Below are 12,835 nucleotides of genomic sequence, written 5' to 3' on the forward strand. Positions count from 1 at the left end.
CATGGGATATTCAGTTTTAGTAGTAGACGACGCCGCGTTCATGCGGATGATGATTAAAGATATTCTGGAAAAAAACGGGTTTAACGTAGTAGGGGAAGCAAAGGATGGAAACGAAGCAGTGGAAAAGTTCCAGGAAACGTCGCCGGACCTGGTGACGCTTGATATTACGATGCCTGATAAAGACGGGATTGAAGCACTGAAGGAAATCAAGGCGGCGGATCCGAACGCCAAGGTGATCATGTGTTCAGCCATGGGTCAGCAGTCGATGGTCATCGATGCGATTCAGGCGGGGGCTAAAGATTTCATCGTAAAGCCGTTTCAGGCAGACCGTGTACTTGAAGCAATTAATAAAACGTTAGGCTGATGGCCTGCCGCGGGGGAAGAAAATGAACTGGAAATACGCAGTAATCATAGTTGTAATGATGACAGTAATTATTCTGGCGGGCGCTGATACAGCGCTTGCCAGCACTACTGTCAATGAGTCCCTGAATCCGCAGGAAAACCAGGAGGACCCGGCAGCTGGAAGTGAAGAGGCTCCGGCAGACGATGAGACGGCGCCGGCAGCAATGGATAATGGCAACCTGTGGCTGAACTTTGTAAAGATGATTGGAGCGCTTGCGGTTGTTCTCGGACTGCTGTTCTGGCTGCTGAAATTTATCAACAAAAAAACAAGCAAATACCAATCCACCCGCTCGCTTCAAAGCATTGGCGGTATTGGGCTTGGGCAGAATAAATCGATTCAGGTCGTTAAAATTGGGGATAAAATGCTTGTGGTCGGAGTGGGGGACACGATTTCGCTGCTTCAGGAAATTGAGGATAAAGAAGAACAGGAGCGGATTACCGCCCAGGAACAGAATACATATACAGGTGTCCCGTCCTTGCTGGATAAATGGAAAACACGCGGGAAAACAGAGGAAAAAAGCAGCCAGTCCTTTCAGTCGGTGCTCGAAGAACGTCTGAAAGCAGCACGTGGGGCAAAGCATCCGGAGGCGCCGGATAACCGCACGGAAGTGAAGGAGGAACGGTGATGATTATTAGTGCTCTTCCTGCGCTTGATTTCAGCGGACTGCTCGAGGGCGGCGGAGAAGGAGCGGCGACATCGGTACAGCTTGTACTGCTGCTCACTGTTTTGTCTCTCGCTCCCGGTATTTTAGTGCTGATGACCTGCTTTACCAGAATCGTGGTCGTGCTGAGCTTTGTGCGGATGGGTCTTGCCACGCAGCAGACACCGCCAAATCAGGTGCTTATCGGCCTTGCCTTATTTTTAACCTTCTTCATCATGGCGCCGACGCTTTCGGAAGTAAACGAGCAGGCGTTCAGTCCTCTGATGGCAGGAGAAATCGACCAAAATGAAGCGCTGACCGAAGCGGTCGGCCCGATGAAGGAATTTATGTCCCGGTACACACGGGAAAAAGATCTGGCGCTGTTTATGGATTATGCGGGCGAAGAGCGCCCGGAATCGGTCGAAGACATTCCGCTCACATCGCTCGTTCCGGCGTTTGCCATCAGCGAGCTGAAAACAGCTTTCCAGATGGGGTTTCTCATTTTTGTGCCTTTTCTTGTTATTGACATGATTGTGGCAAGCGTACTGATGAGCATGGGGATGATGATGCTTCCGCCTGTCATGATCAGTCTGCCGTTTAAAATTTTACTGTTTGTGCTCGTGGACGGCTGGTATCTGATTGTAGAGTCGCTGCTCCTCAGCTACACCTAGCCGGGATGAAGAAAGGAAGAAATGTATGTCAGCAGAACAGGTAATGCAGATCGCACAACAGGGAATATGGATGGTTTTTTTAATCGCGGGGCCGCTGCTTGTTATTGCGCTCGTACTCGGCTTTGGTGTCGCCATATTTCAGGCGACCACCCAGATCCAGGAGCAGACGCTCGCGTTTATACCAAAGATTCTTGGCGTTTTGGCCGCCATGCTCGTGCTCGGCCCGTGGATGCTGACGCAGCTGGTGGAGTACACGAGAAACCTGTGGTATCACGCGCAGCAGTTCATCGGATGAACAGACGATGGAAGCAATAATAGAGCAGCTCCCGGCTTTTTCCCTGGTGCTTGTGCGAGTGCTCGCTTTCTTTACGACGATGCCTCTTTTCTCTTATCGGACTATTCCGAATCAATTTAAAGTAGGTTTGGCATTTTTTCTTGCCCTGGCTATTTTCCCGGCACTGGATGCCCCGCTGATGACGGTGGACGGCGAGTACATCCTTCTTCTGCTAAAGGAGGTTATGCTCGGGCTTGCTATTGGGCTTATCGCAACGATTATGCTGTATGCGGTGCAGACAGCGGGGATGTTTCTCGATATTTCCCTCGGCTTTTTGATGGCGAACGTGGTAGATCCGCAGACGGGCGCGCAGAGCCCGCTGTTTGGCGGCTACTTTTACGCTTTTGCGCTGTTAATGCTTCTGGCGGTGAACGGCCATCATCTGCTGCTTGACGGCATTTACTACAGCTACAGCTTTGTGCCCATCGACCAGACGGGACTTGCGTTCGGCGATGAAGCGGTCGTCACGCACGTGGCAGAAGCGTTTAACCAGATGTTTATTCTTGCTTTTCAGCTGGCATTTCCGATCGTCGGTTCGCTCTTTCTCGTTGATCTTGCTTTAGGAATTATGGCGCGGGCGGTTCCACAGATGAACGTGTTCGTCGTCGGGCTGCCGCTGAAAATTGTGGCGGGGCTGCCGCTGCTTGTGGTGGCAATCCCTGGGATGTTTCTGGCCATCCAGTACTTGTATGAAGATATGTTTCACGTCTCGCGCGGACTGCTTGAGCTTTTAGGGGAGGGACAGGAATGAAGTGGACACTTGATCTGCAGTTTTTTTCACAGGAAAAAACGGAGGAGGCCACTCCTAAAAAGCGCAGGGACACGAGGCAGAAGGGCCAGGTTCCGAAAAGCAACGATGTGAATACGGCAGTTATCCTGTTTTTAGTATTTGCGCTCTTCTACATGTACGGAGGCACCATTTTCAATCACTTACAGGCGTTAATGACACATACATACATAGAATACATGCAGTGGGAAATTACAAAAGCCAGTGTGCCGGCGATGCTTCAGGAAATTACGATCCAGTCCGTAATCATTATTCTGCCGGTGATGCTCGTCGCCATGGTGGCGGGTGTTGCCGCATCGCTCACGCAGGTAGGATTTTTGTTTACAGGCGAGCCGATCAAAATGAAGCTGGAAAAGATTAACCCGCTCAGCGGCATCAAGCGGATCTTTTCGGCCCGGGCGCTCGTGGAGCTCGCCAAGGCACTTTTGAAAATTACGCTCGTCGGCGGTGTCGTTTTTGCGATTCTCTGGCTGGCGCTCGACCGGCTATTGTTTTTATCGCAAAAGGACGTTGGGGACGGCTTTATGGAAATTGCCCGTCTGACCGGGCTCATGGGACTGATTGGGAGCCTGCTGCTGCTAGTGCTTTCACTGCCGGACTATATTTATCAAAAGCATGACCACGAAAAGCAGATCCGCATGTCCAAGCATGACGTAAAGCAGGAAATGAAAAACATGGAGGGCGATCCGCTCATCCGCGGTAAACGAAAGCAGAAGCAGCAGGAAATGGCGATGGGGCGGATGATGGAGGAAGTGCCGAAAGCAGACGTTGTTATTACGAACCCGACGCACTTTGCAGTGGCGCTCCGCTACGAAGAAGGCGCGATGGGTGCGCCAAAGGTGATTGCCAAAGGGGCTGACCACCTGGCCCGGAAAATCAAAGAAAAAGCAGGCGAGCACTCGATCCCGATGGTGGAAAACAAGCCGCTCGCCCGTGCGCTGTACGCCCAGTCCGAAATTGATGATGAAATACCTGAAGATTTATTCAAAGCCGTGGCTGAGGTGCTTGCCTACGTGTACCGCATCAAAAGGAAAAACGGCTAGAAAAGGAGCAACGTTATGGGATTTAGAGAACTATCAGTGCTGCTCGGCGTTATATTGATTGTTATTATGCTGATCATCCCGCTGCCGACATTTATTTTAGACATCTTAATCATGGCCAATATTTCCCTGGCGCTTCTGGTTATTCTCGTGGCGATGAATACGAAGGAGCCGCTCGAATTCAGCATCTTTCCTACACTGCTTCTGCTTGTGACGCTGTTCCGGCTCGGGCTGAATGTTTCAACAACCCGTTCCATTTTAAGCAATGCCGAAGCAGGCAACGTCATCGAAACGTTCGGAAGCTTTGTGGTGCAGGGGAGCGCCTTTGTCGGCCTGGTGGTTTTCGTGATTCTTGTTGTCATTCAATTTGTCGTTATCGTTAAAGGGGCAGAACGGGTGTCGGAGGTTGGAGCCCGCTTTACCCTCGACGCGATGCCGGGAAAGCAAATGAGCATCGATGCCGACCTGAATGCGGGAGTTATTTCCGAACAGCAGGCCAAAGCGCGCCGGGAGAAAATTGAACAGGAAGCGGACTTTTACGGTTCGATGGACGGGGCGAGCAAGTTTGTAAAAGGGGATGCCATCGCAGGAATTGTCATTGTCATTATTAACGTTATTTTTGGTCTTGTGATCGGCATGACCGAGCACGGCATGGATATCGGCACCGCTGCGAATACCTTTACGCTTCTTACCGTCGGCGACGGCCTGGTCAGTCAGATACCTGCGCTGCTTATTTCCACAGCAACGGGTATTGTCGTGACACGGGCGGCGTCCGAAGGTAACCTCGGCCACGATATTACAAAGCAGCTGTTTGCCTTTCCACCAATGCTGTTTGTGGCAGCGGGCGCCATCTTTTTACTTGGTGTGTTCACGCCAATCAACTTCTTTTTGACCACCTGCATTGCCGGTGCGATGGCTGCTATCGGCTTTACCATCAGGCAGACAGTGCTTCAGGAGGAGCAGGCAGCGGTGCATGAAACCGAAGAAGCGCAGGAGGAGGATCTGCGTTCACAGGACAGCGTGATGCAGCTGCTGGATGTAGATCCGATCGAGTTTGAATTTGGCTATAACCTCATTCCTCTTGCGGATGCGAAACAGGGAGGCGACCTGCTTGACCGGGTCGTGATGATCCGGCGCCAGCTGGCGCTTGAGCTCGGGATGATCGTGCCGGTGATACGGATTCGTGACAACATCCAGCTGCAGCCGGGAGAGTACGTCGTGCGCATGCGGGGCAGCGAAATCGCCCGGGGCGAGCTGTACATGGACCATTATATGGCGATGGGCACCGGGGCTGAAGAGCCGATTGACGGCATCGAAACGACAGAGCCGGCATTCGGGCTTCCTGCCCTCTGGATTCCGGAAGAAGAGCGCGATATTGCTGAAGACGCTGGGTACACGGTGGTGGATCCGCCGTCGGTCGTCAGCACGCATCTAACCGAAGTCATTAAAACGCATGCCCATGAGCTGCTCGGTCGCGAGGAGACAAAGCAGCTGATCGATCATCTGAAGGAAACGTATCCGACGCTGGCCGAAGAAGTAACTCCTTCAACGCTTACGATTGGGGATGTGCAGAAGGTGCTGGCCAAGCTGCTCCGGGAAGGGGTATCCATCCGGAATATGCCAACTATTTTTGAAGCGCTGGCGGAATACGGCACGATGACCAGGGACATGGAGATTGTGACAGAGTATGTACGGCAGGCACTGTCGAGACAGATATCGAAGCAGTATGCGGACGGAGAAGAACTGCTGCAGGTCGTTACACTCAGCGGCGGCATTGAAAAGAAAATTGCCGATGCCCTGCAGCAGACCGAAAGCGGTAATTATCTGGCGATGGATCCAAACGAGTCCCAGCGGGTGGTTCAGCGTATCGGTGCAGAGGCCGAGCAGTTGATGAATATCGGGAAAACACCGGTTATTCTCTGTTCTCCGGCTGTGCGCATGCATGTACGTCAGCTGATTGAGCGGTTTTTTCCCCAGATGCCGGTATTATCCTATAACGAACTGGAGCCTTCCATAGAAATCCAAAGCGTCGGGGTGGTGAATAATGAATGAGAATGAAAAAAATTACAGCGGATTCGATGCCGGAAGCGGTAGCGAAAGTACGGAAGGACTTTGGGGATGAAGCGGTTATTCTGCATTCAAGACCGGTGAAAGTCAGAAGATGGTTTGGGCTTAAGTCCGTGAACAAGCTCGAAGTTTACGCAGGTATCGATGACGCCCCGCCCCGCAAAAAAGAGCGTACGCCTCCGGCAGAAGCCGTAAAGCCGGTCGCGCCGAAAGAGGCTAAGGCTGTGCAGGCGCCGGAAAAAACGCCGGGAGTGCTTCCTGCTTCAGCGCCGGCTCCTTTTCAGTCCGTAGCCGCTGCCTTAAAGGCACAGGAGGTAAACGAACGGGTGGAAGAAGAGCTGATGAACCGGTTTATGGAGAAATGGTACGCAGAAAAGGCCAGCCGGCCAAAATCAGCCGTACTCGAAGCCTGCATAGAAGAGTGGCTGGAGGACCGGCATCCCCGCGTTGAAGCAAAGCCGTCCCGGATGATTCAGCTGGTCGGCCAGACCGGCGTCGGAAAAACGACGACGCTTGCCAAGCTCGGCGCCCGGGAAATGCTCCGCAGAAAAAAGTCCATTGCCTTTTTTACTACAGACACCTTCCGCATGGGAGCAGTCGAACAGCTGAATACGTACGCCTCCATCATGGAAGCGCCGGTGCATGTTATTTACGACCAGGCAGATTACAGGGAGGCAGTGGCCCAGTCCGGAGAGCATGATTATGTGCTCATTGATTCAGCAGGAAGAAATTTTCTGCATGAACAGACGGTGGAAGACGCGCAGCGGCTGCTGCCGGCGGGAGAGCCGATTAAAACCGTGCTCGTGCTGTCTCTGACGGCTAAATATAAAGACATGAAGGAAGTCGCTGAAAAATTTCTTCCCTATATATCAAACGAAGTTATTATCACGAAAACAGATGAAACCACGTCCTTTGGAGCGCTTCTGAATATTATTGATGAATTCTCGCTCCGGGTGGCATTTGTCACTACGGGCCAGGAAGTGCCGGAGGACATTGAGCCCGCGGACAACAAATGGCTCGCAGCAAAAATAGCAGGGGGGACACTCGGTGAAAAATGATCAGGCTGAAAGCCTGCGCGCTCAGATGCAGAAACGGGGCCGCAGGCAGACGAGAGTGTTGTCGGTAGTAAGCGGAAAAGGGGGCGTCGGCAAATCTAATGTTTCCCTGAACGTGGCCATTTCCCTGGCAGAAGCTGGTGCAGAGGTGCTGTTGATTGATATGGACACCGGCATGGCCAACCTTGATATTCTGCTCGGGTATACGCCCCTTCTGCCGTTTCAGGAAATGTTCACGGAAAATAAAAGTATTTTTGAATTGATTCAGTCCGGTCCTTCCGGTGTGCAATGGATTGCGGGAGGTTCGGGCCTTTCCGGTGTCTTTCATATGGAGGAGGAGCATAAGCAGCGGTTTTACGAACAGCTGCAGCTGCTTGAAGGCGAATTTGATTTTATTATTTTTGATATGGGGGCAGGGCTGAACGAAAATCATATGCACCTGATTACGACGACCGAACGCGGAATTCTTGTAACAACCCCTGAGCCGACGGCGCTCATGGATGGTTACGCCATGATGAAATACATCCGCTCCCACAAAAGCGATTTTCCATTTGCGGCTGTTATTAACCGGGTGGAGCAGAAAAAAGACGGCCGGGCAGCCGCACAGAAATTAATAACTGTGTGTGAACGTTTTCTCAGCATGCAGCTTGTTATGCTGCCCATGGTGCCAAATGATCCTAAAGTAAGCAGGGCAGTCATGGAGCAGACACCGCTTGTGATAGCGTATCCTGACAGCCGTGCGGCCCAGAGCATGAAGCAGATTGCAGCAGGGCTGTGGAAGAAGGAACAGTCTGCAAAAACGGACGGTGCGCCGTTTCGGCATTTTATTACAGGGATGAAGCAGCGGTTGTTCGCTTCTGCCCGCACGTAGAACGGAGTCTGAGTATATGAACATTCAATCCCCCGGGAAACCGGGACGCTGGGATCTGCTGGTGATCGGAACGTCCACAGGCGGTCCCGCAGCTTTGCATGAGCTTTTCCGTTCGATGCCCGAAACGGTCGAACTTCCGATTCTGATTGTGCAGCATATGCCGCCCGGATTCACAAGGTCGCTTGCCGACAGGCTGAACCGCGACTACAGCTGGAGTGTAAAAGAAGCCGGGGAAGGAGGAGCACTGCAGAAAGGAACCGTTTATATTGCTCCTGGAGGCCGGCAGCTTGAAGTCCGGCGAAAAGGAGGCCGGCTGGTAACAGCAGTCAGTGAAAGCAAAATGGGCGACCGTTATCATCCGTCGGTGGATATTCTGCTTGCTTCTCTTGCCGAATTAGGAGGTCTGCGTGTACTCGCTGTTATTCTAACCGGGATGGGTAATGATGGTACATACGGATTAAAAAAGCTAAAAGCGGCGACGGAACTTTATGCAGTCGCCGAATCAGAAGAAACAGCTGTTGTCTACGGGATGCCCCGGGCAGCGCTGCAGGCTGGCGTCATCGATGAAATCCTCCCGCTTTATGCGATTGGAGAGCGGATCGGGCGGCTGGTACAAACTACTGCATATGAAGGAGAGGTGAAATGATGGGCGCACGAGACGTAGAGCTCGATATATTAAAGGAAATCGGAACCATAGGGGGCGGCAATGCTGCTACGGCACTGTCCTCCCTCCTGAAAACGCCGGTCCAGATCAGCGTGCCTTCGGTGCAGATGGTACCGTTTCCGGAGCTGCTTGAAGCAGCGGGCGGGGAAGAAAAAGTAGCGGCGGTTACGTTTCTCCGCATCGCGGGCCACGTCAGCGGCAGCATATTTTTTGTGCTCGAGCCGGAGGAGATGCAGGCAGTGGGAAGGTCGCTTGTGCAAAGCTGGAATCTGCCGTACACGCCGGAAAATGAGCAGGAGCTGCTTGAGTCGGCAGTGTGCGAATTAACAAATATTCTGGCAGGCTCTTATTTATCGGCTCTCTCCGATTTCACCGGCCTTTATATGATGCCGACGGTCCCTTCGTCTGCGGTGGATATGATTGGAGCGCTTTTGAGCGAGGGGCTTATCGAAGCAGGCCTTGAAGGGGACGAAGCGATCATGATCGATACGAACATGACAAAAGGAGAGAATCACTCGCAGATGGCCGGCCGTTTTTTTATGATTCCGGACGCCCACTCGCTTCCGAAAATTTTTGCCTCTCTCGGAGTACAGGAGGGCGGGGAATGAAAAATACGGAAATTAAACAAGCGAAGATAAAAGTGGCAATGGCTGATATGCAGTGGGGCGGGGGCGGCGATACTCTCACTACGAGCGGACTTGGTTCCTGTGTAGGTATAGTCATTTACTCGCTCCGCCACCAGTATGCCTGCCTGATCCATGCGATGCTTCCGTCATCCTCCATGGCAAGAGAAGGCCAGCATATTAACGAAGCGAAGTACACCGATGCGGCTTTACAAAAAGCATTTGCCGGCTTTGAAGGACGGCGTATTCCAATTGCTTCGCTCGAAGCAAAGCTTGCCGGGGGTGCAAGAATGTTTCAGTTTCAGACCGATCATCTGCATATTGGAAAACGAAATGTCGAAGCAGCAAAAGAAATGCTTGCCGGACGGTCTGTGCCGCTTAAAGCAGAGGAAACAGGCGGTCACATTGGCAGAACGATAGAGTTTGACGTGGCCACAGGAGTTCTCCGGATCAAGCCGACCGGAGGAGAACCAATAATAATATGAACAGGGGGAAATTACATGAGTAGATCGACAGCACATGCTCATCAGGAGATTTGGGAGAAATGGCTGGATAATTATGACGACACGGCGGCCGACCAACTAGTCGACATTTATATGCCCCTTGTTCATTATCACGTTCAGCGCATCGCAGCGACGCTTCCGAAAAATGTGAACCGGGAGGATCTTGTAAGTCACGGGCTGATGGGCCTGTATGATGCGATGAAAAAATTCGACCTGTCCAGGGATTTGAAATTTGATACATACGCCTCGTTCCGGATCCGTGGAGCGATTATTGACGGTCTCCGCCAGGAAGACTGGATGCCGCGTTCTCTACGGGAAAAAACGAAGAAAATTGAAGAAACAGCTGAATGGCTCGAACAGAAAAAGGGACGCTTTGTCTCGGACCGGGAGATTGGCGAAGAGCTGGATATGAAGTCTTCGGAAGTATCGAAGGTGATTGCCGAAAACTATTTCGTGCATATGCTTTCCATGGATGAGGCGACGCCGGACGGCGAGCGTGATGAAACGTACCGCGGGGCCATCGTGGATCACAACGCCCCGTCCCCGGAGGAAATGCTTACGGATCAGGCCTCCCTGCACGAGCTCGGCGAAGCAATAGCGAATCTGCCGGAGAAGGAGCAGAAGGTCGTTTCTCTTTTTTACCTGGAGGAAATGACGTTAACCGAAATCGGTCATATTTTGTCCCTGTCCACGTCAAGAATTTCACAAATCCATTCCAAAGCACTCTTCCGGCTGCGCCAGTATTTGAAACAGACGGAGGAAAGAACGTAAGAAAGGAGAAGGCCCATGTCTCTAATATTCAGTCTGCTCGCCCTGATGGCCGCCGGCGCTTTATGGATAAAGCACCAATTCATCGTGCGTGAGCTGCAGGCGGTAAAAAATGATAAGAAGGAAATCGAGCAGCTTTTAATCTATTACACCGACGAAATGAAACGCGACAATGAACGTCTCCGCGCCGAGTGGGAGGGCGGGGAGCTTCCAGCGGAAGAAATGGAAACAGCTGAGCCGGTACCGGAGATGGATGAAGCAGCGCCGAAGGAATCGATGATGAACCGTGTTATAATGTTATACAAAGATGGATGGAAGGAAAAGGATATCGCAAAGACGCTGTCGATCGGCCAGCGGGAGGTTCATCTGTTTTTGCAGATGCAGGAAAAATAAGCTTTAACATTGCGTCCTGCAGACACGTATGGTATATTACGTGTTGGTGTTAAAAACACACGCAACAGCTGATTTGTGCAGAGGTGCTTTCCGCATGGAAAGTTTTGCACAGACATGACGCTTGCGGTGGAAAAAACCTAAGGAGGAATTATTTTATGGCTGTTATTTCTATGAAACAGTTGCTTGAAGCAGGGGTGCACTTCGGTCACCAGACTCGTCGCTGGAACCCTAAAATGAGCCGTTATATTTTCACGGAGCGTAATGGTATTTATATCATTGACCTTCAAAAAACGGTACGTAAAGTGGAAGAAGCGTACAAATATGTACGCAGCATTGCAGAAGACGGAGGCAAAATCCTTTTCGTCGGAACGAAAAAACAGGCGCAGGACTCTGTTCGCGATGAAGCGATCCGTTCGAACATGTACTACATTAACCAGCGTTGGTTAGGCGGTACGTTAACGAACTTCGCAACGATCCGTAAACGGATTGCCCGCTTGAAAGACCTTGAAAAAATGGAAGAAGACGGTACCTTTGACATTCTTCCGAAAAAAGAAGTTATGCTGTTAAACAAAGAAAAAGACCGTCTCGAAAAAGTACTTGGCGGCATTAAAGATATGAACAAGCTTCCGGATGCCCTGTTTATTATCGATCCGCGCAAAGAGCGCATCGCGGTGGCAGAAGCTCACAAATTGAACATTCCGATCATCTCGATCGTGGACACTAACTGTGATCCGGACGAGATCGACAAGCTGATCCCGGGTAACGACGACGCTATCCGTGCCGTTCGTCTCCTTACAGGAAAAATGGCCGATGCTGTTATCGAAGCAACCCAGGGCGCAGAAGAAAAAGCCCGTGAGCAGGCAGCTGCCCAGGAAAAAGAACAGGAAGCAGCCGCAGCGGAAGAAGAAGGAAACACAGAAGAAGAGAGCGTTTCAAACCAGTAAGCTCTCTGCATAAATATAACGGGCCCAGGCCTGACGCGAAGGGTGGTAAAAGGGAAAAACCCTTTATCACCCTTTTTCTTGAAAAATAGCGCTTAAGCGTTTATGCATGGAAAAATCGAAGGAGGAATTTAAATGGCTGTAACAGCAAGCATGGTAAAAGAACTGCGTGAAAAAACAGGTGCAGGTATGATGGACTGCAAAAAAGCACTCAACGAAACAGACGGTAACATGGAAGAAGCGGTCAACTACCTGCGGGAAAAAGGTATTTCCAAAGCAGCGAAAAAATCTGACCGTGTAGCAGCAGAAGGCCTTACGTACGCAACGTATGAAGGAAACAAAGCAGTGATTGTGGAAGTGAACGCTGAAACAGATTTCGTTGCGAAAAACGAATTGTTTAAGCAGCTCGTCGCGGACGTTTCCACGTACCTTCTGAATGAACAGCCGGCTGACGTTGAGGCGGCACTCGCAGGTGAAATCGAAAGCGGAGTAACGCTTGAGCGTTATATTAACGACCAGATCGCACGTATCGGGGAGAAAATTTCCCTTCGCCGTTTTCTGCTTGCAGAGAAAAACGACGGTGACGCATTCGGCGCTTATCTTCACATGGGCGGACGCATCGGCGTGCTGACGGTTCTTGAAAACACAGAAGACAGCGATCTTGCCAAAGACGTTGCGATGCATGTAGCGGCTATCAGCCCGAAATACGTTTCCCGCGAAGATGTTCCGAAGGAAGAAGCGGACAGTGAGCGTGAACTGTTGAAGCAGCAGGCGCTGAACGAAGGCAAGCCGGAAAACATCGTTGAAAAAATGGTGGAAGGCCGTATTGGCAAGTACTTTGAACAAATCTGCCTGCTCGATCAGGAATTTGTAAAGGATACTGACCAAAAAGTAGGCGACTACCTGAAAAGCAAGGGCGCTTCCGTTCGCACATTTGTCCGCTATGAAGTAGGCGAAGGCATGGAAAAACGCGACGAAAACTTTGCAGACGAAGTAATGAACCAGGTGAAGAAATAAATCGGCAGTATGGGAGAGTCCATATCGAATCCTCTAGGGTCCGTAGGCTCTCCTTTTT

16 protein-coding genes are annotated in these 12,835 nt (G+C 51.3%); all 16 read left to right on the forward strand.

The window, feature by feature from the left end:
* The first annotated feature begins 1 nt into the window (after nt 1).
* The 16 genes from ACTRXI_RS00610 (at nt 2) to tsf (ending at nt 12,777) form a co-directional block, all read left to right on the forward strand.
* On the forward strand, nt 2-364 hold the full coding sequence (locus tag ACTRXI_RS00610; protein ID WP_322524678.1) for a response regulator: 363 nt from the start codon (nt 2-4) through the stop codon (nt 362-364).
* A gap of 22 nt (nt 365-386) precedes the next feature.
* On the forward strand, nt 387-1,028 hold the full coding sequence (locus ACTRXI_RS00615) for a flagellar biosynthetic protein FliO (RefSeq protein WP_474260515.1): 642 nt from the start codon (nt 387-389) through the stop codon (nt 1,026-1,028).
* A complete protein-coding gene (gene fliP, locus ACTRXI_RS00620) occupies nt 1,028-1,714 on the forward strand; it encodes a flagellar type III secretion system pore protein FliP (RefSeq protein ID WP_022792783.1) in 687 nt (228 codons plus the stop codon). The genes ACTRXI_RS00615 and fliP overlap by 1 nt, the downstream gene beginning before the upstream one ends.
* A 25-nt stretch (nt 1,715-1,739) precedes the next feature.
* Nucleotides 1,740-2,009, forward strand: coding sequence for a flagellar biosynthesis protein FliQ (gene fliQ, locus ACTRXI_RS00625; RefSeq protein WP_022792784.1), 270 nt, complete (start codon nt 1,740-1,742; stop codon nt 2,007-2,009).
* Nucleotides 2,010-2,016: 7 nt separating this feature from the next.
* On the forward strand, nt 2,017-2,799 hold the full coding sequence (gene fliR / locus ACTRXI_RS00630) for a flagellar biosynthetic protein FliR (RefSeq protein ID WP_474260517.1): 783 nt from the start codon (nt 2,017-2,019) through the stop codon (nt 2,797-2,799).
* Nucleotides 2,796-3,878 carry a flagellar biosynthesis protein FlhB gene (flhB, locus tag ACTRXI_RS00635; RefSeq protein ID WP_474260519.1) on the forward strand — a complete coding sequence of 361 codons (1,083 nt, stop codon included), beginning with the start codon at nt 2,796-2,798 and terminating at the stop codon, nt 3,876-3,878. The genes fliR and flhB overlap by 4 nt, the downstream gene beginning before the upstream one ends.
* Before the next feature lie 15 nt (nt 3,879-3,893).
* On the forward strand, nt 3,894-5,927 hold the full coding sequence (gene flhA / locus ACTRXI_RS00640; RefSeq protein WP_474260521.1) for a flagellar biosynthesis protein FlhA: 2,034 nt from the start codon (nt 3,894-3,896) through the stop codon (nt 5,925-5,927).
* Nucleotides 5,924-7,000 (forward strand): flagellar biosynthesis protein FlhF, encoded by a 1,077-nt coding sequence (locus tag ACTRXI_RS00645; RefSeq protein ID WP_474260523.1) that lies wholly within the window; start codon nt 5,924-5,926, stop codon nt 6,998-7,000. The genes flhA and ACTRXI_RS00645 overlap by 4 nt, the downstream gene beginning before the upstream one ends.
* Nucleotides 6,990-7,868: a MinD/ParA family protein gene (locus tag ACTRXI_RS00650; protein ID WP_474260525.1), complete on the forward strand. Its 879-nt coding sequence runs from the start codon at nt 6,990-6,992 to the stop codon at nt 7,866-7,868. The genes ACTRXI_RS00645 and ACTRXI_RS00650 overlap by 11 nt, the downstream gene beginning before the upstream one ends.
* A 16-nt stretch (nt 7,869-7,884) precedes the next feature.
* The gene (locus tag ACTRXI_RS00655; RefSeq protein WP_474260527.1) at nt 7,885-8,514 is read left to right on the forward strand and encodes a CheB methylesterase domain-containing protein; all 630 of its coding nucleotides are present in this window, start codon (nt 7,885-7,887) and stop codon (nt 8,512-8,514) included.
* On the forward strand, nt 8,511-9,140 hold the full coding sequence (locus ACTRXI_RS00660; RefSeq protein WP_474260529.1) for a chemotaxis protein CheC: 630 nt from the start codon (nt 8,511-8,513) through the stop codon (nt 9,138-9,140). Before ACTRXI_RS00655 ends, ACTRXI_RS00660 begins: the two co-directional genes overlap by 4 nt.
* Nucleotides 9,137-9,640: a chemotaxis protein CheD gene (locus tag ACTRXI_RS00665; protein WP_474260531.1), complete on the forward strand. Its 504-nt coding sequence runs from the start codon at nt 9,137-9,139 to the stop codon at nt 9,638-9,640. Before ACTRXI_RS00660 ends, ACTRXI_RS00665 begins: the two co-directional genes overlap by 4 nt.
* A 15-nt stretch (nt 9,641-9,655) precedes the next feature.
* A complete protein-coding gene (locus tag ACTRXI_RS00670; RefSeq protein ID WP_474260533.1) occupies nt 9,656-10,429 on the forward strand; it encodes a FliA/WhiG family RNA polymerase sigma factor in 774 nt (257 codons plus the stop codon).
* A 15-nt stretch (nt 10,430-10,444) separates the two neighbouring features.
* On the forward strand, nt 10,445-10,819 hold the full coding sequence (locus ACTRXI_RS00675) for a DUF6115 domain-containing protein (protein ID WP_474260535.1): 375 nt from the start codon (nt 10,445-10,447) through the stop codon (nt 10,817-10,819).
* A 155-nt stretch (nt 10,820-10,974) separates the two neighbouring features.
* Nucleotides 10,975-11,763, forward strand: coding sequence for a 30S ribosomal protein S2 (gene rpsB, locus ACTRXI_RS00680; RefSeq protein WP_091610308.1), 789 nt, complete (start codon nt 10,975-10,977; stop codon nt 11,761-11,763).
* 132 nt (nt 11,764-11,895) lie between these two features.
* A complete protein-coding gene (tsf, locus tag ACTRXI_RS00685) occupies nt 11,896-12,777 on the forward strand; it encodes a translation elongation factor Ts (protein WP_474260537.1) in 882 nt (293 codons plus the stop codon).
* The last annotated feature ends 58 nt before the right edge of the window (nt 12,778-12,835 follow it).

It is taken from the genome of Marinococcus sp. LNHM4E3-1, from assembly GCF_056034405.1.

What these genes read in the sequence shown, in the direction of transcription:
- ACTRXI_RS00615 (WP_474260515.1), top strand. Translation starts at nt 387, where the DNA reads ATGAACTGGAAATACGCAGTAATCATAGTTGTAATGATGACAGTAATT.
- fliQ (WP_022792784.1), top strand. Translation starts at nt 1,740, where the DNA reads ATGTCAGCAGAACAGGTAATGCAGATCGCACAACAGGGAATATGGATG.
- ACTRXI_RS00670 (WP_474260533.1), top strand. Translation starts at nt 9,656, where the DNA reads ATGAGTAGATCGACAGCACATGCTCATCAGGAGATTTGGGAGAAATGG.
- rpsB (WP_091610308.1), top strand. Translation starts at nt 10,975, where the DNA reads ATGGCTGTTATTTCTATGAAACAGTTGCTTGAAGCAGGGGTGCACTTC.
- ACTRXI_RS00665 (WP_474260531.1), top strand. Translation starts at nt 9,137, where the DNA reads ATGAAAAATACGGAAATTAAACAAGCGAAGATAAAAGTGGCAATGGCT.
- ACTRXI_RS00610 (WP_322524678.1), top strand. Translation starts at nt 2, where the DNA reads ATGGGATATTCAGTTTTAGTAGTAGACGACGCCGCGTTCATGCGGATG.
- fliP (WP_022792783.1), top strand. Translation starts at nt 1,028, where the DNA reads ATGATTATTAGTGCTCTTCCTGCGCTTGATTTCAGCGGACTGCTCGAG.
- ACTRXI_RS00655 (WP_474260527.1), top strand. Translation starts at nt 7,885, where the DNA reads ATGAACATTCAATCCCCCGGGAAACCGGGACGCTGGGATCTGCTGGTG.
- ACTRXI_RS00675 (WP_474260535.1), top strand. Translation starts at nt 10,445, where the DNA reads ATGTCTCTAATATTCAGTCTGCTCGCCCTGATGGCCGCCGGCGCTTTA.
- tsf (WP_474260537.1), top strand. Translation starts at nt 11,896, where the DNA reads ATGGCTGTAACAGCAAGCATGGTAAAAGAACTGCGTGAAAAAACAGGT.
- fliR (WP_474260517.1), top strand. Translation starts at nt 2,017, where the DNA reads ATGGAAGCAATAATAGAGCAGCTCCCGGCTTTTTCCCTGGTGCTTGTG.
- flhA (WP_474260521.1), top strand. Translation starts at nt 3,894, where the DNA reads ATGGGATTTAGAGAACTATCAGTGCTGCTCGGCGTTATATTGATTGTT.
- ACTRXI_RS00660 (WP_474260529.1), top strand. Translation starts at nt 8,511, where the DNA reads ATGATGGGCGCACGAGACGTAGAGCTCGATATATTAAAGGAAATCGGA.
- ACTRXI_RS00645 (WP_474260523.1), top strand. Translation starts at nt 5,924, where the DNA reads ATGAGAATGAAAAAAATTACAGCGGATTCGATGCCGGAAGCGGTAGCG.
- flhB (WP_474260519.1), top strand. Translation starts at nt 2,796, where the DNA reads ATGAAGTGGACACTTGATCTGCAGTTTTTTTCACAGGAAAAAACGGAG.